The sequence below is a fragment of the Acidimicrobiales bacterium genome, assembly GCA_035536915.1.
Lineage (GTDB): Bacteria > Actinomycetota > Acidimicrobiia > Acidimicrobiales > JAHWLA01 > JAHWLA01.
Window position 1 is genome coordinate 1 of sequence record DATLNE010000051.1, and the last position, 21,166, is coordinate 21,166.

16 protein-coding genes are annotated in these 21,166 nt (G+C 71.0%); 14 read left to right on the forward strand and 2 right to left on the reverse strand.

Features of this window, described 5'->3' with window-relative positions; genetic code table 11:
* Positions 1-45: 45 nt before the first annotated feature.
* Entirely contained in the window at positions 46-849 is an 804-nt protein-coding gene (locus tag VM938_15915) for an SDR family NAD(P)-dependent oxidoreductase (GenBank protein ID HVF76523.1), read from the reverse strand.
* A 118-nt stretch (positions 850-967) separates the two neighbouring features.
* Between VM938_15915 and VM938_15920 the strand changes: the two genes are divergently transcribed.
* The 3 genes from VM938_15920 (at position 968) to VM938_15930 (ending at position 5,435) form a co-directional block, all read left to right on the forward strand.
* Positions 968-2,116, forward strand: a complete 1,149-nt coding sequence (locus VM938_15920; GenBank protein ID HVF76524.1) for an acyl-CoA dehydrogenase family protein — start codon at positions 968-970, stop codon at positions 2,114-2,116.
* A 99-nt stretch (positions 2,117-2,215) separates the two neighbouring features.
* Positions 2,216-2,557 carry a hypothetical protein gene (locus VM938_15925; protein HVF76525.1) on the forward strand — a complete coding sequence of 114 codons (342 nt, stop codon included), beginning with the start codon at positions 2,216-2,218 and terminating at the stop codon, positions 2,555-2,557.
* Between the two features lie 85 nt (positions 2,558-2,642).
* The gene (locus VM938_15930) at positions 2,643-5,435 is read left to right on the forward strand and encodes an AAA family ATPase (protein HVF76526.1); all 2,793 of its coding nucleotides are present in this window, start codon (positions 2,643-2,645) and stop codon (positions 5,433-5,435) included.
* On the opposite strand, the gene VM938_15935 is transcribed toward VM938_15930, so the two are convergent.
* Positions 5,428-6,570, reverse strand: coding sequence for a serine hydrolase domain-containing protein (locus VM938_15935; protein HVF76527.1), 1,143 nt, complete (start codon positions 6,568-6,570; stop codon positions 5,428-5,430). The two genes, VM938_15930 and VM938_15935, sit on opposite strands and share 8 nt — an antisense overlap.
* 235 nt (positions 6,571-6,805) lie before the next feature.
* On the opposite strand from VM938_15935, the gene VM938_15940 reads away from it, so the two are divergent.
* The 11 genes from VM938_15940 (at position 6,806) to VM938_15990 (ending at position 21,126) form a co-directional block, all read left to right on the forward strand.
* Positions 6,806-7,372 (forward strand): hypothetical protein, encoded by a 567-nt coding sequence (locus tag VM938_15940; protein ID HVF76528.1) that lies wholly within the window; start codon positions 6,806-6,808, stop codon positions 7,370-7,372.
* Between the two features lie 2 nt (positions 7,373-7,374).
* On the forward strand, positions 7,375-8,124 hold the full coding sequence (locus tag VM938_15945; protein HVF76529.1) for an SDR family NAD(P)-dependent oxidoreductase: 750 nt from the start codon (positions 7,375-7,377) through the stop codon (positions 8,122-8,124).
* A 14-nt stretch (positions 8,125-8,138) separates the two neighbouring features.
* Positions 8,139-9,698, forward strand: a complete 1,560-nt coding sequence (locus tag VM938_15950; GenBank protein HVF76530.1) for a long-chain-fatty-acid--CoA ligase — start codon at positions 8,139-8,141, stop codon at positions 9,696-9,698.
* A gap of 111 nt (positions 9,699-9,809) precedes the next feature.
* Entirely contained in the window at positions 9,810-11,279 is a 1,470-nt protein-coding gene (locus tag VM938_15955) for an AMP-binding protein (protein ID HVF76531.1), read from the forward strand.
* Positions 11,280-11,408: 129 nt separating this feature from the next.
* A complete protein-coding gene (locus VM938_15960) occupies positions 11,409-12,326 on the forward strand; it encodes a hypothetical protein (GenBank protein ID HVF76532.1) in 918 nt (305 codons plus the stop codon).
* Positions 12,323-13,351: a hypothetical protein gene (locus VM938_15965; protein ID HVF76533.1), complete on the forward strand. Its 1,029-nt coding sequence runs from the start codon at positions 12,323-12,325 to the stop codon at positions 13,349-13,351. The genes VM938_15960 and VM938_15965 overlap by 4 nt, the downstream gene beginning before the upstream one ends.
* Before the next feature lies 1 nt (position 13,352).
* Positions 13,353-16,298 (forward strand): branched-chain amino acid ABC transporter permease/ATP-binding protein, encoded by a 2,946-nt coding sequence (locus tag VM938_15970; protein HVF76534.1) that lies wholly within the window; start codon positions 13,353-13,355, stop codon positions 16,296-16,298.
* On the forward strand, positions 16,295-16,783 hold the full coding sequence (locus tag VM938_15975; GenBank protein ID HVF76535.1) for a hypothetical protein: 489 nt from the start codon (positions 16,295-16,297) through the stop codon (positions 16,781-16,783). Before VM938_15970 ends, VM938_15975 begins: the two co-directional genes overlap by 4 nt.
* Positions 16,783-19,050, forward strand: coding sequence for an MFS transporter (locus tag VM938_15980; GenBank protein ID HVF76536.1), 2,268 nt, complete (start codon positions 16,783-16,785; stop codon positions 19,048-19,050). The genes VM938_15975 and VM938_15980 overlap by 1 nt, the downstream gene beginning before the upstream one ends.
* A 49-nt stretch (positions 19,051-19,099) precedes the next feature.
* On the forward strand, positions 19,100-20,722 hold the full coding sequence (locus VM938_15985) for an ABC transporter substrate-binding protein (protein HVF76537.1): 1,623 nt from the start codon (positions 19,100-19,102) through the stop codon (positions 20,720-20,722).
* A 17-nt stretch (positions 20,723-20,739) separates the two neighbouring features.
* Positions 20,740-21,126, forward strand: a complete 387-nt coding sequence (locus VM938_15990; protein HVF76538.1) for a hypothetical protein — start codon at positions 20,740-20,742, stop codon at positions 21,124-21,126.
* The last annotated feature ends 40 nt before the right edge of the window (positions 21,127-21,166 follow it).

Consider the following 21,166-nt stretch of genomic DNA (forward strand, 5'->3'; position numbering starts at 1 on the left):
TCGCGCTGTAAAACGGCGCGATTTCGACGCAACTTCGGACGGGGGTTACTTGGCTCGGGGGCGGAGGCCGGCGTCGAGGCGGACGACTTCGGCGTTGAGGTAGGGGTTGGCCGCCAGGTGGACCACGAGGGCGGCGAACTCGGCGGGCTCGCCCACGCGGCGCGGGAAGAGGATTTCCGACTCCAGCCTGCGGTGCAGGTTCTCCACGAACGTGCGCGCCTCGGGCGGTGCCGCGGCGAGCACCTCCTCGGGCGGCTGGTACATGGGCGTGGCGAAGGTGCCGGGGGCGATCGTCATGACCCGCACCCCGACGGGCGCCAGGTCGCGTGCCAGCGGGAGCGTCATGCCGGCGACGCCCGCCTTGGCGGCCGCGTAGGGCACCTGCCCGGCCTGGCCGTCGAAGGCGGCACACGAGGCGGTGAGCACCAGCAGCCCCCGTTCGCCGCGCTCGTCGGGCTCCTGCGCAGCCATGGCGGCGGCGGCCAGGCGGGCGACGTTGAACGTCCCTCCCAAGTTGACGTCGACGATGTGGCGGAACACGTCGAGCGCCATCACCGAGCCGTCGGAGTCGAGGGTGCGACCGGGGATGCCCGTGCCCGCGCAGTGCACCACCAGGCGCAGCGGGGCGGCGGCTGCCGCAGCATCGACGGCGGCGGCCACGTCGTCGGCCACGGTGACGTCGCCTTGGAGCTCCTGCAGCCGCTCGGAGCCCCGCCCCGCCGGCTCGCGGTCGAGCACGACGACGTGCCACCCCTCGGCCAGCAAGGCCTCGGCGGAAGCGGCGCCGAGGCCGGAGGAGCCGCCGGTCACCAGGGCGGAACGGTGGGGAAGGGGAGCGGGGTCGGTCACGGGAACGAGCGTCCGCCTTCCCGGCGCCCCCAGCTAGTCGGAAATTCCCGGCAGTTAGTCCTTACTTTCAGGGGTTCCATGCCTGGTCGGGCGGCCACCCTCATGGTCGGCTGTACCGATGCGCCACCAGTACCTCACCGACGATCACGAGCAGTTCCGGGCCTCGTTCGCCTCCTTCGTGGAAAAGGAGATGGTCCCCCACGCCTCCCGCTGGGACGAGGCGGGCATCGTCGACCGCGAGCTGTTCGCCGCTGCGGGGAGCCACGGATTCCTCGGTTTCGCGGCACCGATCGAGGACGGCGGGGGTGGCGTCGACGACTTCCGCTTCAACCAGGTCATCTCCGAGGAGCTGCACCGCTTCCAGGTGGGGACGGCGGGTACCGGCTTGGTCCTGCAGAACGACGTGTGCCTCCCGTACTTCGTGGGCCTGGCCGACGAGGAGCAGCGCAAGCGTTGGCTCCCCGGCATCTGCTCGGGCGAGCTGGTGGCGGCCATCGCCATGACCGAACCGGGGGCAGGCTCCGACTTGGCGGGCATGCGCACCTCCGCCATCCCCACCGACGGCGGCTTCGTGCTCAACGGATCGAAGACGTTCATCACCAACGGCATCAATGCCGACGTGGTGATCGTGGCGGCCAAGACCGACCCGTCCCTGGCGCACCGGGGCATCTCCCTGCTGGTGGTGGAGCGGGGGATGCCGGGCTTCGAACGGGGCCGCAACCTCGACAAGCTCGGCATGCACGCCCAGGACACCGCCGAGCTGTTCTTCGACAACGTGCATGTCCCCGCCGAGAACCTGCTCGGCACCCAAGGCGCGGGCTTCGCCGCCCTGGTCCGGAACCTGGCGCAGGAGCGGCTCTCGATCGCCGTGACCTCGGTCTGCGCGGCACGAGCCGCCTTCGAGCTCGCCCTGGCCTACTGCACCGAACGGGAGGCGTTCGGCCGGCCCATCGCCGACTTCCAGAACACCCGGTTCCGGCTGGCCGAGATGGCCACCGAGGTGGAGATCGGCGAGACCTTCGTAGACCGCTGCGTGGAGGCCCGCAACCGCGGCACCTTGACGCCCGAGACAGCCGCCATGGCGAAGTACTGGTGCACCGAACTGCAGGGCCGGGTGGTCGATACAGCCGTCCAACTCCACGGCGGCTACGGCTTCATGGTCGAGCAGCCCGTGGCCCGCCTGTACGCCGATGCCCGGGCCTCGCGCATCTTCGGCGGCACCAATGAAATAATGAGGGAGGTCATCGGACGATCGCTTGTTCGGTGACCCGGCCCCGGACCACTTAGGTGGAGGGAAATCCCCAGTTCCGGGCCCGCGCGGGCGCGACGTAGGTTGCCGACCGGGGGCCGAGGAACGGAGGCAGGGGTGAAGGCAGTCATGGTGGCGTTCACGAATCGGACGTCCGGCACGAGCAACGAAGCGTTCAACGCCTGGTACGACGAGATCCACATTCCCGAGGTGCTGGGGGTGCCCGGCTTCGTGGCGGCAACCCGCTACCGGGGCTCCAGCGTCGACCCCGGCCTTGGTAGCCGCGCCCACGAGTACCTCTGTGTGTACGAGATCGAAGCCGACGACTTGGCCACCGCCAAGAAAGGCTTGGCCGCCGCGGCACCGACATGGCAGCCGACCGACGTGCTCGACCTCGAGAGCCGCTCCATCCTGTTCTACGAGCAGATCACCGAGACAGTCGGCGCATCGCCTGCTTGAGGCCGGGGATGCGGGCCGCGCTGCACCAGGCGACGAGCCCCTCTCGTCGGCGCCCTCGCCGCGGCCGCGCCCGTCCGGTCGGGCGGTGAGCGCCCCCGTCATCCCGGCCGCCAGCCCGCTGGTCGGCCGCGACGCCGAGTTCGCCGAAGCCAGCGCGTTCGTGGCCGACCTGGTCGACACGGGCGGCGGGGCCTTCCTCCTGCGCGGGGAAGCGGGCATCGGCAAGAGCCGGTTGCTGGCCGAGCTCGCCGCCGACTGTGAGGCGGCAGGCTGGCAGGTGCTGGCCGCGTCGGCGTCCAACATCGAGAGCCAGCTGCCGTACTCCGTCTTCCTGCAGTTGGTGCGCTCGACGCCGTCCAACCAGCCGCCGCACGTCCGCGAGCAGGCCGCCCGCCTGGTCGAGCAGCTCGACGTCACCAACGACAAGCCGATGGTGGCGGCCTACGGGGCCGCCACCCGCTACATCGACGCCATGCGCAGGCACGGCCCGACGATCCTGGTGGTCGACGACCTCGGCCACTGCGACGACGACACGGCGGCCCTGCTGACGACGCTGCTGCGCCGGTCGGCGGAGAGCCCCCTCGTCGTAGTGGGGACGGCTCGGGTGTCGATGGCCCAGCGGGGGCCGATGGCCGCCCTGCTCGACCAGCTGGCCGAGTCGAACCGCCTACGCAGGCTCGACCTCCGGCCCCTCGGCAAGCAGGCCGTCGAAGCCCTCGTGGCCGCCACCCTCGGTTCCCCGCCCGACGAACGCTTGGTCGAGGCGGTGGCGCGGTCGACGAACGGCAACCCGTTCTTCGTCACCCAGGTCCTGCTCAGCTTGCTCGAAGCCGACGCCGTCGCCGTCGAAGGCGGCCGCTCGACGTTGCGGGAGCCGGTGGCGCCCATGTCGCCCGACCGCCGCGAGGTCGTCCTGCGCCGAGTGCTGCGGGTCAGCGAGGAAGCCCGGACCGTCGCCCGGGCCGTCGCCCTGCTCGGCTCGCTCCGTTCCGACCGCTTCTCGCTGGTGGCCACGCTGGCCCAGCTCGACCTGGCCCAAGTGGCCAAGGCCATCGACGGCCTGGTGGCCAGCCAGGTGCTGGGGGAAGACGACGGCACCTTCCGCTTCAGCCACCAGTTGCTGCGCGACACCCTCTACCAGGACATCGGCGCAGGCACGCGGTGGCGGTGGCACCAACTGGTGGCGGAGTGGCTGTCCACGCTGCCGACGACCGGGGAAGTGGCGCTGGAGTTGGCCCACCACACGGGCGAGACGGCGGAGGTGGGCGACCAGCAGGCCCTCGAAGTGATCGTGCGGGCGGGCGAGCTCATGGCCGAGTCGGCGCCGAGGTCGGCGGTGCCGTGGTACCACCGCGCCCTGGCGATCATGCCGGAGGACCACCCGAAGCGTGACTGGCTGTTGGGCAGGCTGGCCCGGGCGCTGCTCTTTGCGGGCCGCCCCCACGAGGCCGTCGACGTGGGCCGCAGCGTGCTGGCCCGGGCGGGCTCCAGCGCCGACAACGCCCGTACGACGTACCTCCTCGTGGAGGCGTTGTGGGAAGCGGGCAACTTGGCCGAGGCGCAGGAACTGGTCGACCTGCTCACCGCGGTGGAGCCGTTGCCGGTGCGGTTCGTGGCCCAAGCGGCGAACCTGTTCCACGTCACCGGCCGCTACGACGACGCCTTCGCCGCCGAGGCCCGCACCCGGGCGCTGCTCACCGAGGCGCCGCCCGTGGAGCGGGTGGTCGCGCACTGTCACCTCGGGCTCCTGTGGGCCCGTGACGGCTGGGTCTCCAAGGCGGCGGCCATCTGGCGCGAACTCGAGGAGGAGTTGGCCGACGCGCCACCGTCGACCCAGCTCGGCGCCTACTCGGTGATGAGCTTCCAAGCGGCCCTGGTCGGCTGCATCGAGCCTGCCGAGCAGTTCCAGGCTCGTGCCGACGTCCTGCTCGACGAGGCCAAGCTGCTCATGTTCGGCAACGCCTTGGCCACCGGCCGCGTGCTCACGGCCTCGCACGTCGGCGACTGGGACAGCGCCCTGCGCCTGGCCGACGACGTCATCGCCGGCGTGGACGACGAGGGGCACTCGCCCATGCAGTTCGACGCGGTACTCGCCGTGGCCGCCGACATCGAGTCGAACCGCGGCGACTGGCGCCGGGCCCGCCACCTGCTCGCCCGCTACGAGCCGCAGTCGCCTGCCACCCGGGCGCAGTGGGCGTGGACGATGGGGGGCATCGAGCTCGCCAGTGGCAGCGCGTCCGAGGCGCGGCGGCTGTTGGAGGCGGAACTGGCCGAGGGCACGGCCCGCCCTGTCGCCGAGGTCTTGCTCCGAGCCCGTTTGGCGGAGACGCTGCACGCCGCGGGCGCACTGGATGAGGCACGACGGGTGGCCGAGGAGTTGGCTGCCGTCGACGTCGACGACATGTCGTTCCCGGCCCGCACCGAGGCCCTGTGCGTGGTCGGCACGGTGCTGGCCGATGCCGACCGCCTCACCCAGGCGGCGGCGCTGGCGCGTCGCCATCGTGCCCCGTTCGTCGAAGCCCGCGCCCAACTGGCGCTCGGCGACCTCGGCCGCGAGCGCCTCGACGACCTGCTCGTGGCCCACGAGGCGTTCCACCGCTTGGGCGCCCAGCCGTGGCGCCGTCGTGCCGCGTCGTCGTTGCGCCGTTACGGCGTGCCCGTCCCGCGCTTTCGGGCGCCGAAGCCGTCGATCTTCACGGAGACGGAGGCGCAGATCGTCCGCCTCGTGCAGGAGGCGCGCTCGAACCGGGAGATCGCCCAGACGCTGTCGATCAGCCTCAAGACCGTGGAGTCGTACCTCACCCGCATCTACGCCAAGACGGGGTGCGCCACCCGCCTCGAGCTGGCCCGGGCGTCCGACGCCGGGCGCTTCAACTGACGCAGTCGTAGACCGCCGTCACCAGGCGCTCGGCCAGCGGGTCGCGCAGCCCGCACGTGACCCTGGTGGTGGCGTAGCCGATGGCGATGCCCCGGTCGGCATCGGCCATGCCGCGGGTGGCTCCCACCGGGGCCTGCCCGAACATGCGGGTGCCCGCTCCCGACAACGGGAAGCCGTCGGCGTGCAGTGCGTAGCCGAGGCCGTAGCGGCCGGGGACGCCGAGCACGGCGTCGACCCCCTCGGCGGCCACTTCGCACGCCAGGTCCACCGTCGGCTGCGACAAGAGGCGCGGGACGTCGAGGTCGCCGATCATCGCCGCGTACATGCGGGCCAACGAGCGGGCGTTGCCGACGGCGCCGAAGCCGGGCAGTTCGCCCGCATGGAGGGCGCGCCGGTTGACCGAGGGCGAGGTGACGAGCAGGTGACCGTCGAAGGTGGCCGCCCGCCACAGCAGGCTGTCCGCCTCGATGCCCCAGGAGCCGTCGCCGGTCGTCGCCCGCAGGGGCGCTACCCGCCACTCCTCGTCGCCCGGCAGCCCGAACCAGAGCTCCAGGCCCAAGGGGCCGGCGACCTCCTCGGTGAAGAAGGTGGCCAGCGAGCGGCCGTCGATGCGGCGGACGAGCTCGCTGATGGCCAGCGCGACGGTGTGGACGTGGTAGCCGTGGGCCTCGCCTGGTGCCCACAGGGGCTCCTGGCGGGCCAACATGGCCGCTGTCAGCGCCGAGTCGGGAGGATCGGCCAGGTGCGGCCCGGGCTGGAGCACCGGCACGCCCGCCCGGTGGGCCAGCAGGTCGCGCACGGAGATGGCCGACTTCCCGCAGGCGGCGAACTCCGGCCAGTAGTCGGCCACCGGCCGGTCGGGGTGCAGCAGGCCGCGGTCCACCAGCAGCAGGGCGACCAGGGCGGCGGCCCCGTTGGTGGCGAACGACAGCACTTGCAGGGTCTCGTCGGTGTAGCGGCGGCCCGTGCGGTCGTCGGCCACGCCGCCCCAGACGTCGACCACGCACTGGCCGTCGGCGTAGACACACAGTGCGGCGCCGGGCTCGCCGTCGGCCAGGCTGTCCTCGAAACAGCCCGCGACGACCTCCCACCCCCGGGCCACCGTCCCGTCGAAGGGCGTCTTGAGATGCGCCATGCCGTGAGCATCTTCCAATTCACCCGGCGTGGGAAGAGGGGCAGCCCTACGGCTAAGGGCGCTCGTTGATTTCGGAATAGTTACGAGCCCGCTCGTAACTACTGCGAAATCACGCACGGCGGCGGGCTCCCGCACGGGCCGCTTATGCGTAGAGGTATCCCCTCTGTGCCCGTCGGGGGTGCCGTTCGTACAGTGCGCTCGGGCGGCATCGGCCCGCGCCTGGAAGGAGCGATCGATGACAGTGACCGCAGAAACGTCCTGGGCGCTGGCGAGGCTGGCTCGGCTGGTAGCCACGCCCCAGCCCGACCTGGTGGAACTGTTCCGGTCGCTGGAGCCGCCCTCGCTGTCGGAAGCCGACGGCGAGTTCGCGGGCTACCTGCCGGTGCGCGGCCTGTCCGACGACAAGCTTGCCGTCGTCGATGCCATGTACTCGGGGGAGCTGCCCGCCGGGCTGTGGCTGGGCAAGGCGTTCATCGGGACCACTGACGCCAGGAGCGAGGGCTACAACATGTGGCGCACCCCGGAGGGCGCCGTGAAGCGCAGCCTTCGGTTCACCACCTTCGTCGGCGAGTCCGCCATCGACGGCAAGCCCAGCTTGGTCATGAACTACTGCGACTTCGCCAACGAGGCGGCGGCCATCGGCCTGGTCGACGAAGTACGCAAGGTCGAGGACGGCGTCTACATCGGCGCAGGCCTGACCGCCGAGGAACGAGAGGCCGGCGTGGTCTCGGGCTGCTTCCTCCTCGCCGGCCCCGTCCACCCGTCGACTGTCGTCGACGACCCCGACGCGGAGAGGAAGTAGCCATGGGCATTCTCGAGGGCAAGGTCGCCTTCATCACCGGTGGGGGCTCGGGCATCGGCGCCGCCACGGCCGCCACGCTGGCGAGCGAAGGCGCCCGAGTGGCCTGCACCGACATCGACCTCGCCGCCGCCGAGCGCACGGCCAAAGAGATCGAAAGCGCCGGGGGCACGGCCCTCGCGCTGGCGCTCGACGTGAGCGACGAGGCGGCCAATGTCGCCGTCGTCGAGCGCGTGGTCGACGAGTGGGGCGCGCTCCACATCGCCCACCTGAACGCAGGCACGGGCGGCTCGCAGCCGGTGCTGGAGCACACCGCCGAGCTGTGGGATCGCACCATCGCCGTCAACCTCACCGGCGTCTTCTTCGGCATCAAGGCGGCAGGCGCCGCCATCATCGAGAGCGGCGGCGGCTCCATCGTGATCACCTCGTCGGCCGCCGGCCTGCGCGGCGTGGCGGGGTCGGTGGCCTACTCGGCCTCGAAGCACGGCGTGATCGGCTTGGCCAAGTCGGCGGCGGTGGAGCTGGCGTCGCAGAACGTGCGCGTCAACGCCATCTGCCCCGCCATCGTCGACACCCCGTTGATCCGCAACGCCTTCGGCGACGACGCCATCGCCGGCCTTGGCATGCTGCAGCCGCTGGGCCGCGTGGGGCAGCCCGAGGAGGTGGCCCGCCTCGTTCGCTACCTGGTGAGCGACGACGCCGTCTTCATCACCGGGTCGGTGTACCCGATCGACGGCGGCCTCACAGCCGGGTGACGGGAGCGCCAACCATGACAACGACCCCTGCAGAACGCGCATCGAGCCTGGCCGCCATTCTCGACCACTGGGCCGAGACCACCCCCGACGGCCCGGCGCTCACCATGGACGAGGTCACCGTCCGCTGGCGTGAGCTGGCCGAGCGCAGTCGCGGCGTCGCCGCCGCTCTCCAGGGCGCGGGCGTCGAGCCGGGCGACCGCGTCGGCTTCTACGACAAGAACAGCCTCGAGTACTTCGAGGTGCTCTTCGGGGCGGCCATGCTCAACGCCGTCACCGTCGCCGTCAACTGGCGCTTGGCCCCCGACGAGATCGTGGCCGTGGCCGACGACGCGGGCCTGCGCGTGCTCGTGGTGGCGGCCGAGTTCGCCGATGTGGCCCGGCGCCTGGAGGCCGAGGTGCCGTCGCTGGAGAAGGTCGTCGTCATCGAGGAGGAGTACGCCTCGTGGCGCGACGCGGGCGGGCCCGTCGAGCGCCGAGAGGCAAGCCCCGACGACGTCGCCATGCTGCTCTACACGAGCGGCACCACGGGTGAGCCCAAGGGCGTCATGATCGACAACCGCAACCTCGGTGCCCTCCTGGCCCGCAGCGACGAACTGGGCTTCACCCTCGACGGGGCGGCCATCGTCGGCATGCCCCTGTTCCACATGGGGGGCGTGGGTTGGGCGTTGTGGAGCCTGTACCAAGGCTCCCACTCCGTCGTCATGCGCGAGTTCGACCCGAGGCGGCTGCTCGAGCTCATCGCCGAGCACCGCGTCACCCATGTGCTGCTCGTCCCCGCCATGCTGCTCGTCGTCACAGGCACCCCGGAGGCGGCCACCGCCGACCTCTCGACCGTGCGGGTGATGGTCTACGGGGCGGCGCCGATCAGCGAGGAGCTGCTGGAGGTGTCGCTCAAGCTGTTCGACTGCGACTTCTACCAGGTGTACGGGGCGACCGAGACCACCGGCGCGGTCACCTGGCTGCGCCCCGAGGACCACCGGGCCGACGGCGCCGCCCCGCCGCGCCTGCGTTCGGCAGGCCGGGCCATGACCGCCGTCGAGCTCCGAGTCGTCGACACCGACAGCGAACTCCCGGTCGGCGCCGACCAGATCGGCGAGGTGTGGATTCGTTCCGCCCAAGTGATGAAGGGCTACTGGAACAAGCCCGACGCCACCGCGGCGACGGTCACCGACGACGGCTGGTACCGCACCGGCGACGCCGGGTCGCTCGACGCCGAGGGGTACCTCTACCTCTACGACCGGGTCAAGGACATGATCGTCACCGGCGCCGAGAACGTGTACCCGATCGAGGTCGAGAACGTCCTCATGCGCCACCCCGCGGTGGCCGACGTGGCTGTCATCGGCGTGCCCAGCGAACGGTGGGGCGAAGAGGTCAAGGCCGTGGTGGTGCGCCACCCCGGCGAGCAGGTCACGGCCGAGGAGCTCATCGCCTTCACCCGCGAGCGCCTGGCGGGCTACAAGACCCCCAAGAGCGTCGACTTCCTCGACGTGTTGCCTCGCAACCCAAGCGGCAAGATCCTCAAGAAGGACCTGCGCGCGCCCTATTGGGCGGGCCGCTCGCGCCTCATCGGCTGACCGCTCGAAACGGCTCTATCTGCAGGGCGACCTCCCGTAGGCGGGAACCCCCGAACCTGGTTGTCTGGCCTCAACCGTGGGACTGCGACTGGAGGGACGCCAGTGACGGAGATGCCGGAAATCAAGCCGTTGGGGCAGCTGTTCACCGATCGGGCCGCTGAGGCCCCTGACGCCCCTGCGGTGACCGTGGGTGCGGACACGATCACCCGAGGCGAGCTGGAGTCGAGGGCCAACCGCACTGCTCGTCACTACGAGCAGTTGGGCGTCGGCGTCGGCGACTTCGTGACCATCGCCCTGCCGAACTCCATCGAGTTCTTCGTGGCCACCGCTGCGGTGTGGAAGCTCGGGGCGGTGCCCCAGCCGATCTCGTGGCGGCTGCCCCGTCGGGAGCGCCAGGAGATCGTGGAGCTGGCCGACCCCAAGCTCATCGTCGGCGTCGAGGCCGACGACCACCCGGGGCGCACCACGCTCCCCGTGGGCGCCGAAATCGACGCTTCGCTCGACGACTCGCCGCTGCCCGGCGAGCGCATCTCCCCGGCCTGGAAGGCGCCGACCTCGGGCGGGAGCACCGGCCGTCCCAAGGTGATCGTGGCGGGCCAGCCCGGCCTCTTCCCCAAGGAAGTGGGCGCCGGCTGGGGCATGGCGCCCGACGACGTCCAGCTGGTGCCGGGGCCGATGTACCACAGCGCGCCGTTCGGCTGGAGCTTCTTCGGCCTGTGGATGGGCCACCACATCATCGTGCTGCCCCGCTTCGACCCGGAGGTGGCGCTGCAGGCCGTCCACGACCGGCAGGTGACGTGGGCGTGCTTCGTGCCCACCATGTTGCGGCGCATGCTCCGGGTCATCGACGAGAAGCCCGGTCGTTTCGACCTGTCGTCGCTGCGCATGCTGTGGCACATGGGCGCGCCGTGCGCACCGTGGCTGAAGGAGCGCTGGATCGAGCTCGTCGGCCCCGACCGCGTCTTCGAGCTCTACGGCGGCACCGAGGCGCAGGCCATCGCCGTCATCAGCGGGCGTGAGTGGCTGGAGAAGCGCGGCGCCGTGGGCAAGCCCGCCCTCGGCGAGATGATGATCCTCGACCCGCAGGGCAACCAGCTGCCGCCGGGCGAGATCGGCGAGATCTACATGCGCTCGCCCTCCGACGAGCCGCCCCGCTACCACTACGTCGGCGCCGAGGCGCGCGTTCGCGACGGGTGGGAGTCGCTGGGCGACATGGGCTGGATGGACGAGGACGGCTACGTCTACATCAGCGACCGCCGCACCGACATGATCGTGACGGGCGGGGCCAACGTCTACCCGGCCGAGGTCGAGGCCGCCATCGACGAGCACCCGTTGGTGGAGTCGAGCGCCGTGGTCGGCATCCCCGACGACGACCTCGGCCAACGGGTGCACGCGGTCGTGCACGCAGCCGACGGCCTCACCGACGACGCCTTGCTCGCCCACCTCGAAGAGCGGCTGGTGAAGTACAAGCTGCCCCGTTCGATCGAGTTCGTCGACGAGCAGCTGCGTGACGATGCCGGGAAGGTGCGGCGGGCCGCCGTGCGCGAGGCCGTGCTGGCCCGGCAGAGCGTGGCCGGATAGCCCGCAGCCCCTCACTAACTAGAGGGCGACTCCCCATGGTCGGGGGGCCCGCCCAGGCAGACAATACGCGGAGACGTCCAATCGAGCGGGGGGTTCGTCGTCGGTTTCACCAGACTCCCGGGAGATGCATTGCGTACGAGCACCGTTGACCTCCCGACCCGGCTCCGGTCGCGTCGCCTCGATGTCGCCACCGCCGTTGTGGCCGTGCTCCTGGCCGGCCTGGCGATCTTCCCTGCCACTGCTGCCGCCGACGAGCCGATGGCAGGCTGGTGGTCGAAGCTCAACGCGGGCGTCGTGCCGCCGCCCAACCCGCCCGACGTGGGCGAGGGCAAGTTGCTCGTCGACGGCGCCTCGTACGACGAGGAAGAATCGTGGGCCGCGGTGGCGGCGTTCTCCCTGCCGCTCCCGGAAGGGGCGGCGCCCCACAGCGTGGCCCTGAAGATGACCTCCACGCCGGCAATGACGCCTGCGTCGGAGTTCCCCGTGGCCTGTCGCCTGGTCCGGGTCGTGGCCTGGGTGGAGAACGGCACCTGGGCCGAGCGCCCGGAGGCCGACTGCTCGGCCGGGAGCAGGGGGACGTCGGGAGGGGCCGGCCTGCTGCGCCTCTGGGACCTGGAGGACTTCGTGCGCGACGGCCGCCTCGAGGTGGTCCTCGTGCCCGGTGGCCCCGGCCGCTACGTGCTCGAACCGCCCGACCCCGGGTCGCTGACGCTGTCGTTCCCGCCCACCACGACCACCTCGTCGACCACCACGACGACCTTCGTCTCCTCCGACACGACATCGTTCCGCAGTGGGCCGAGCTTCACCGCGGGTGCGCCGCTGCTGCCGACCCAGCCGCCGGTGACCGCCGCGCCCGCACCGCAGGACACCTCCGGGAACCTGCCCGCCGCCGCTGCCTCCTTCCCGCGGCCCGACCCGGTCGACTCCACCCGCATGCGCGTCTACATGGTGGTCGCCCTGCTCGCCTTGGCGGGCTTCACGTGGGCCCGTCACAGCGCTACCGCCCTCGACGAGGGCAGCCCCGAAGGCGGTGCAAAGGCGCCATGAGCCGACTGCGCGTGGCGGCTGCGATCGCGGGCGCGGCGCTGGTGGGTGCCGTCCTCGTGCCGCGCCTCGCCGCGGCGGACCGCGACGCGGCCGTTCCCGACGCCGGCTACCGCATCGTGCGGGCGGTGGAGGAAGGCGAGGTGCGTTCGACGGAAGAGGTCGTCGTCCGCGCGCCCTTCCACTCCAAGCGGGTGGTGAGTCGCGACGGCGCCGTCGTCGACGGCACACTGGCCAACGACGCGGGCCTGTGGCGTTGGGTAGGCGACGGCTGGCTCCTCGTCGACGAAGGGAGCCGTCGTGCCGACGGGGCGTCACTCCACGGAATCCTCCCCTTCCTGACGGCCAACGGGCTGGCCGAAGCTCGCGGCAGCGACGAGGTGGCGGGCAGGCAGTGCGACGTCGTCCGCACCCGGGAGCCGGTGGGGATCGTGGCCTCGCAACCTCCGACCGACGCCGACCACGCCGAGCTCTGCATCGCGCCGGAAGGAGTGGTCCTTCGTGAGCGTTGGCTGGTCGGCGGACGGTTGCTCCGCTCCACGACGGCCGTGCGCTTCGACGTCGCACCCGCGGACTCGGCGTCCGCCTTCGAGGCGGCGCCGGTGGCCGCCGAGGCCGAGGGCGCGCCCGCCCCGCCGTCGCTACGGCGGGGCGTGAAACTGCCCGACTCGGCCAACCTCGTCTTCGCCACGTCGTACGACGTGCCTGCCGACGTCGAACGCCTGCCCAATGCCACGTGGGCCACCTTCGACGAAGCGGGCCGCTTCTTGGAGGGGACCGTCGAGCGGCGCTTCCGGCGGGGCGGCGAGCTGGTCGACATCGAAGAGCTCGAGCCCGACCGCCTGCCCACGCGCGCCGGCATCGAGACCACAACGGCGGTCGGCATCGGCTCGCTCTCCACCGACCTCCGCACCCTCACCCTGACGGTCCCCGTCAACGACCACGTCACCGTGGTCATCAGGGCTTCCAGCGCTCGGCTCATCGAGGAGTTCGCCCGGGCGATCCGCATCGAAAGCGAGGACCTCTAGCGTGTTTGTTTCCACCGTGCTGGGCCTGGAGGTGAACGCGGGCCTACTCGTGCTCGGCCTCGTGACCGGCATGACGTACGGGATCCTCGCTGTCGGGCTCATCCTCGTGTACCGGTCGAGCCGGGTGATCAACTTCGCCCACGGCGAGATCGGCGCCTTCGGCGCGGCGATCTGCAGCGTGCTCGTGGTCAAAGCCCACTTCCCCTATTGGATCGCCGCGGTGGCGGGCGTGGCCACGGCGGCCGCCGTCGGCGCCGGGGCCGAAGTGGTGGTCGTGCGGCGCCTGGCCAAGGCGCCTCGGGTCATGGGCTTGGTCGCCACCCTCGGGGTGGCCCAGTTCCTCCTGGCGTTCTCGTTGCTCATCAACTCGACGGCGTTGTCGTCGCAGACCTTCCCCAAGCCCTCGGGCATGCCCGAGTTCAACGTAGGCAACCTGGTGGTCACCCGCCCCTACTCGGCCATGCTGCTGCTGTCGCCGCTCGTGGTGGGAGTCCTCGTGGTGTTCCTGCGCAAGAGCCGCTACGGCTTGGCCATGCGCGCCGCGGCAGGCAACCCCGACCGGGCCCGGATGCTCGGCATTTCGGCCGGGCGCATGTCGACGATGGCGTGGGCGGTCGCCGGTGCCGTCGGCGGTTTCACCACCCTGCTCATCATCCCCACCCGGGGCCTCATCAGCGCCGAGACCCTCGGCCCGGTGCTGTTGTTGCGGGCGTTGGCCCCCGCCGTCGTCGCTCGGATGTCGAGCCTGCCCGTGGCCATGGGGACGGGCATCGTCGTCGGCCTGGTCGACCAGGTGCTCGCCTATAACTCGCCCACCAGCGGCGTGGGCGACATGTTGCTCTTCCTGGCCATCGCCGGCGCCCTGCTCTTCCAGGCCCGCAAGGGTTCGCGCCTCGAAGCGCGCGAGCCGTGGTCGATGCTGCAGCCGTGGCCGCGGGTGCCCGAGCACCTGCAGTCGATCTGGGCCATCCGCCACCTGGGCACCATCACCGCCGCGGTCTGCTTTGCCTTGGCCGTCGTCGTCGGCGGCTTCACCAGCAGCAGTTCGGCGGTGTCGCTGGTCGTGCTCGTGGCCTTCGGCCTGATGGGCCTGTCGCTGGGCGTGATCACCGGCCTCGGTGGGCAGCTGTCGCTGGGCCAGTTCGCCCTGGCGGGCGTGGGCGCCACCGCCTCGTACGTGGTCGTCGAACAGGTGGGCAACCACGTGCTCGGCCTGCTGGCCGCCGCCCTCGCCACCGCGTTGGCATCGGTGCTGCTCGGCCTGCCCGCCCTTCGGGTGCGCGGCCTGTTGCTCGGCGTGGCCACCTTGGCCTTCGCGCTGGCGTCACAACGGTGGTTGCTGGCCCAGTCGTGGATGCTGGGCGGAGGCGTGGTCACCGAGCGGCCCACGTTCGCGGGCATCTCCCTCTCCAGCACCCAGCGCTACTACCTCTGGTCGCTCGGCGTGCTCGGCGTCGGCTTGTGGCTGGCCAACAACGTGTGGCGCGGCGGGGTGGGCCTGCGCCTCCGCGCCGTGCGCGACAACGAGGACGGGGCCCGTGCCTTCGGCCTGTCGCCCACCGCGGTCAAGCTGCAGGGGTTCGCCATCGCGGGCGTGCTCGCCGGGCTGGGCGGCGCCTTGTACGGCCATGTGCTCACCCGCCTCGACTCCCAGAGCTTCGACGTGGTGACCAACATTCGGTTGGCGGCCCTCACCGTGCTCGGTGGCATCGGCGTCCTCGCAGGACCGCTGCTCGGTGCGCTCTACATCATCGGCGTTCCGCGGTTCCTGCCCCTCGACAACGCAGGCATCGCCGCCACCTCGTTGGGCTGGCTGCTGCTGATCCTGTACTTCCCGGGCGGCGTCGCCGAACTGGTCTCTGCTCCCCGCCGCATCCTCATCAACTTCCTTGCCCGCCGCCACGGCCTCGACCCCGCCGAGCGCGACGAGGACGACGGCGCGGCCATCGGCGACCACGCCATGCGGCTCCCGGCCGCCGCGGCCGCCGTGTCGATGCCCAACGCCGACGACATCGTGCTGCGGGCAAGCGGCCTGGTGAAGCGCTACGGCGGCGTCCGTGCCGTCGACGGCGTCGACATCGACGTGCGGCGCGGCGAGATCCTCGGCCTCATCGGCCCGAACGGCGCAGGCAAGACCACCTTGTTCGAACTGCTCGGCGGGTTCACCAAGTCCGACGACGGCACCGTCGAGCTCGACGGCGTCGACATCACGTCGCAGCGGGCCGAACAGCGCTCACGGCTCGGCATCATCAGGTCGTTCCAGGACGCCGCCCTCTTCCCGACGCTGACCGTGCTCGAGTGCGTGGTGAACTCCTTCGAGCGGCTGACGCCCACCAACTTCATGGTGTCGGCCCTCGGCATGCAGGCGCCGGAGAAGCGCAAGCTGGCCCAGGCCCGGGAGCTGGTTTCCCTCATGGGCCTCGACCGCTACCGCAACAAGCCCATCGGCGAGCTGTCGACCGGCACCCGCCGCATCGCCGAGCTCACCTGCATCCTGGCCTTGCGTCCGTCGGTGCTGCTGCTCGACGAGCCGTCGTCGGGCATCGCCCAGCGGGAGACCGAACAACTCGGCGACGTCATCCTCGGCATCCGCCGTTACCTGGGCTGCACGGTGATCGTCATCGAACACGACATCCCGTTGGTCATGGGGTTGTCGGACCGCATCGTGGCCATGGATGCCGGGAGGGTGATCGCCGTCGGCTCACCCGGGGAGATCCGCAACGACCCGCTGGTGGTGACGTCGTACCTGGGCGGCGACCTGACCGCCATCGAGCGGTCGGGACCGGCACGCACCGACGCCGACGCCGACGCCGAGGCCGACGCCGGATTGGCGGGCGAGCCGGAGCACTGCACGGCAACGACGAGAGAGGGTCGACAATGCTCACGCCGCGCCGGCGACGACGGGTTGTGCTCCGGCCACCGCGCCCGGGTGGGGGCAGTGCGATGACGGCCCGTCGCCGCACGCTCGCCCTTCTGGCCCTGGCCCTGCTCGTGCCCGCCACTCTGACCGGTTGCCGGTCGAACCTGGCCTTCGAGATCGACGAGCGCATCGAGATCCTGTCGCCCGACGACGGCGAGGAAGTGCGCCTGCCGATGACAGTGGAGTGGTCGGCCCGCGACTACGACGGAGCGTTCATCGTGCTCGTCGACCGGGTGCCCATGCGGCCCGACAAGACGGTGGGGTCGCTCATCACAGACGACGACCCCTGTTACGACACGTCGTCGTGCATGGAGCCCGCCGAGCTCGCCGAGCGGGGGATCTTCCTCACGTCGTCGACGAGCATCACCATCGAGCGCCTGCCCGACCGGCGCGACGACGGGTCGTCGAAGGACCGGCACGACCTGACCATCGTCCTGGCCGACGCCGACGGGCGGCGGTCGGGCGAGACGGCGTTCGTACGCGAGTTCCTCGTGGATCGAGAGGACGGCTGATGGCACGAGCACGCACGCGGGCCGGGCACGGCCCGCAGGGGACGGATAGGGCCGACGAGCACGTCGCCCACATCCGCCAGGAGGAGGCGGTGGTCGAGCTGCTGGAGCGCACGCAGGACGAGTTGCGCCCGCAACACCGCAGCCTGGTCGGCGTCGGCGACGTGGCGGCGATCACGTCGCTGCGCTCGACGCTGCGGGCGGCCGACGTTGGGCTGTACCCGGCGGTGGCCCTCGGGCTGCTCGTCATGGTCGACCAGTTGCAGACGACGGCGCTCACCGTGCTCGGCCCCGAGGTGTCGGCCGCGCTTGGCGTGTCGCGGCCCGTCTACGCCTTGGTGCTCCTCACCAAGACCCTGGTGCTCACCGTGGCCGCCTTGCCCATCGCCGCCCTTGTGCAGCGCCGGCCCCGCCGTGCCGCCCTGTGCGTCGGTACCGCCGTGGCCTGGGCCGTGTGCACGTTGGCGACGGGCTTCGTCATCTCCATCTGGGAGCTGTTGCTGCTCGGGGTGATCGCCGGAGCGGCGACGGCATCGGTGCGAGCGCTGCACGAACCGCTCCTGCTCGACTCGTACCCGCCCGCGGCGCGCATGCGGGTGATGTCGCTGTACCGCGGTTTCAACAATGTCGGCGACGTCATCGGCCCGCTGGTGATCGCCGTGTGCGCCGTCCTGCTCGGTCTCACGTGGCGCGGCGCCTTCGTGGCCATGGGCGTCATCGCCGCCGCGGCCGCAGCGACGGCCTCCCGCTTGCGCGACCCCGGCTTCGGCAAGTGGGACACCGAGCGGCTCCGCGAGGCGGTGCGCACCGACGAATCGGCGCCCGACGCCGTCGAAGCAGATGCCGTCGCCCTCGGGTTTTTCGAGACGGCCCGACGCATCCTCTTGATCCCCACCGCCCGCCGCAGCCTGGCGGCGTTTGCCGTGCTGGGCATGATGCTGGCGCCGCTGACGACGTACCTGGCGTTCTTCCTCCAGGAGCGGTGGGGCATGGGCGCGGCCGAGCGTTCGGTGTTCTTCGCCATCATGCCGGTCTTCGGCATCGTCGGCCTGCGCCTCTTCGGCCGGCGCGGCGAGGAGTTGTTCAGCCAGGACCCCGCCCGGTTGCTCCGGCTGGCCGGCTGGCTGATGTCGGTCGGCATCAGCAGCTTGGGCCTCGCCGTGTTCGCCCCGTCGTTCCCGCTCATGGCCGTCCTCTTCGGCGGGGCCCTCGCCATGGTCACCGTGATGCTCCCGGCCATGTCGTTGCCGGTGTACGCCGTGGTGGCGGCGCCCATGCGGCCCCACATGGCGGCCCTCCAGGGCATCTTCCTCACCGGCGTCGGCGGCACTGCGGGCCTGCTCCTGCTCGGCGGCATCGACCGTCGTTTCGGCACGGGCGGCGCCATCCTCTCGCTGGCCCTGCCCGGCATCGCTGCCGGCCTCGTGCTGCGCTCGGCGGCCACCACGGTGAACGACGACCTCGACCGCATGATCGCCGAGATCGTCGAGGCCGAAGAGGTCAAGGACCTGCAACGGCGGGGCATGCCCCTGCCGATGCTGGCCGTGCGCCACGTCGACTTCTCCTACGGCCAGCTCCAGATCCTCTTCGGCGTCGACTTCACGGTGGACGACGGCGAGATCGTCGGCCTCCTGGGGACCAACGGCGCGGGCAAGTCCACCCTGCTGCGTGTCATCTCCGGCCTCGGCCTGCCGCAGCGGGGGAGCGTGCGCTTCCAGGGCCACGACATCACGTACCTCGATGCCGAGCGTCGGGTGACCCTCGGCATCGCCCAGGTGCCCGGCGGGCGGGCGGTGTTCGGCGACCTCAGCGTGGCCGACAACCTCCGGGTCATCGGCTACACGCACGGCAAGGACCGCCGGTCCATCGAGACGGGGATCGAGGCCAGCTTCGAGGCCTTCCCCCGATTGGCCGAACGTCGTGACCAACTGGCGTCGACGCTGTCGGGTGGGGAGCAGCAGATGCTCGGCCTGTCGACGGCGCTGATCCTGCGGCCCCGGTTGCTGCTGGTGGACGAGCTGAGCCTCGGCCTGGCACCGCGGGTGGTGGGGGAACTGCTGGAGATGATCCGGCTCATCAACCGACAGGGGACCGCCGTCGTGCTCGTGGAGCAGTCGGTCAACGTCGCCCTGTCGATCGTGCAGCACGCCTACTTCATGGAGAAGGGGGAGGTGCGCTTCGACGGCGCCGCGCAAGACCTGTTGGCGCGGCCCGACCTGTTGCGCTCGGTCTTCCTCGAAGGGGCATCGAAGGGCTTGGCGGAGGGATGAACGCAATGGGTGCACATCGTCGGGGCAACCCGCGTACCAGGAGGGTCCAATGAACATGGAGATGAAGTCGCTGGTCGGCGCCGAGCGACGCCACACGGCGTTCGCGATGGTCAATCTCGTCGTCTTCCTGGCCGCCATGGTCATCCTCGGGATCCCCGAGGCGCCGTCGGGGTCGTCGCTCGACATGAACGACGGCCCGGCCGGGTCGTTCGACGACAGCACCACCTTCGACACCACGGCGGGCGCCGTACCGCTCGGCGCCGACGGCAGGCCGCTCACCGGGCCCGGTTCAGTCGGGTCCACCGGCACCGGCGCCGGCGGGCCGGGGAGCACGGGCGGCGGGGGCGGCGGTGGTGGTGGCGGCGGGAACAGGCCACCGGGGTGGAAGCCCGCGGCGCCGGGCACCCTCGGCGTCGACGACAAGACACTCACACTCGGTTACATGAAGTCGAACATCGACGAGGCGCTGGCCGCCTTCCGGGCCTCGAGCGGCGCGACAACCTCGAACGCGGAACAGAGCTTCGGTGACCCCGAGGTGATCAACCGGGCGGTCATCGAGTACGTCAACGCTCGCGGCGGCATCGCGGGACGGCAGATCAAGCCGGTCGTGTACGACTACGACGGCGCCTCGTTCTTCACCCCGTCCGGTCGCCAGCGCGAGAACCAGCAGGCGTGCGAGACGTGGACGAAGGACAACAAGGTGTTCGCAGTGAACGCCATCGCCTTCGGCGAGGAGCTCATGGTCGACTGCGTGAACCGGGCCCGCACGCCCGGGGTCTTCGGCCGCTACCACCCCAACGTGACGGAGAAGCGCTTCGCCTCGGTGGCGCCGTACTACTACCTGCCCTTCGAGCTCCTGGCCGAGCGCAGGGAAACCGGCCTCGTGCGCTTCCTCCACTCCAAGGGCTACTTCCAGCCCCACGACGGTGCCCCCGTGAAGGTGGGGATCATGGTGGAAGACAAGCCCAACATCCGTGAGGGCGTGGCCCGGGCGCTGAAGCCGGAGTTGGCGCGGCTCGGCTTCCCCGTGGCGTTCGAGGTCGTCTACCCCGACATCAACGACTCCAACTGGCAGACGTACGCGCTGCAGATGCGCGACAACGACATCACCCATGTGGTCTGGTCGGCCACCACCGGCGGCGTGTTCCCGTTCTTCCACATGGCCCGTACCTCGCAGACCCAGTTGTTCTGGCCCAAATGGGGGCTGGGCTCCGACTTCCAGACGGTGTACGCCCGGCGCCTCCTCTACGACACCTCGGAGCGCCAGCTCAGGAACGTGCACGGCATGGGCTGGAAGGCGCTCGAGGACACGGGCGACCAGACCCTGCAGTCGGCCAATGCCCAGCAGTGCGCCGAAGCGGTCAGCAAGTACGGCCAGCCCAAGGGGAGCCAGATCTCCTGGGAGATCTGCGAGTTCACCTTCTTCATGCGTGACGCTCTCGCCCGTGCCCCTGAGGTGAGCGTGAACGGCCTGGCGGCGGGCGTGGCCGCCTTGGGCGACGATTTCGGGTCGATGATGACCCACGGGGGTGCCACGACGTTCAGCCGCACCAAGCACGACGGGGTGTCGGTGGCCCGCTACTTCGTGTACGACCCCAACAAGGTGCATTCCAACGGCAAGGACAAGGGCCTCAACGTGTACGTGGGGCCCCCGGAGCCGGTCCCCGGCTAGTGGCAACCATCAGGTTCGTGAGCAGCGGTGAGCGGGCGTTCGTGCCCGCCACCGAGCTCTTGAGCGACGAGCTGCTGGCCAAGATGTCGCCCGGCGAACGGCAGGCATCGTTGTTCGTCCACCACCCGGGCGCTGACGGGGAGCTGCAGCTCTTCGAGGTGCGGCTGTTGCCCGACGCCGTGGTGGAGGCGCATGCCCACGCCGTCGACGAGGTGATCGTCGTCGTCGAGGGCGAGATCGTCTTCGGTCGGCGGCGGTACGGGCCGGGGTCGTCGGTGCTGGTGCCGGGCATGACCCTCTATTCGTTCCGAGCGGGACCCGACGGCCTGACGTTCCTCAACTTTCGGGGGACCGCCGACACCTCGCTCGTCACCAAGGAAGAGCTGCGCTATCTGCAGGGGTGACTCCGCTATGTCCGTTCACTGCCTCTCGTCATACTCCGCT

Bases quoted from the DNA above. Each gene is read 5' to 3' on its own strand.
- VM938_15920 (HVF76524.1), top strand. From the start codon at position 968: ATGCGCCACCAGTACCTCACCGACGATCACGAGCAGTTCCGGGCCTCG.
- VM938_15935 (HVF76527.1), bottom strand. From the start codon at position 6,570: ATGGCGCATCTCAAGACGCCCTTCGACGGGACGGTGGCCCGGGGGTGG.
- VM938_15940 (HVF76528.1), top strand. From the start codon at position 6,806: ATGACAGTGACCGCAGAAACGTCCTGGGCGCTGGCGAGGCTGGCTCGG.
- VM938_15945 (HVF76529.1), top strand. From the start codon at position 7,375: ATGGGCATTCTCGAGGGCAAGGTCGCCTTCATCACCGGTGGGGGCTCG.
- VM938_15950 (HVF76530.1), top strand. From the start codon at position 8,139: ATGACAACGACCCCTGCAGAACGCGCATCGAGCCTGGCCGCCATTCTC.
- VM938_15955 (HVF76531.1), top strand. From the start codon at position 9,810: ATGCCGGAAATCAAGCCGTTGGGGCAGCTGTTCACCGATCGGGCCGCT.
- VM938_15965 (HVF76533.1), top strand. From the start codon at position 12,323: ATGAGCCGACTGCGCGTGGCGGCTGCGATCGCGGGCGCGGCGCTGGTG.
- VM938_15975 (HVF76535.1), top strand. From the start codon at position 16,295: ATGACGGCCCGTCGCCGCACGCTCGCCCTTCTGGCCCTGGCCCTGCTC.
- VM938_15980 (HVF76536.1), top strand. From the start codon at position 16,783: ATGGCACGAGCACGCACGCGGGCCGGGCACGGCCCGCAGGGGACGGAT.
- VM938_15985 (HVF76537.1), top strand. From the start codon at position 19,100: ATGAACATGGAGATGAAGTCGCTGGTCGGCGCCGAGCGACGCCACACG.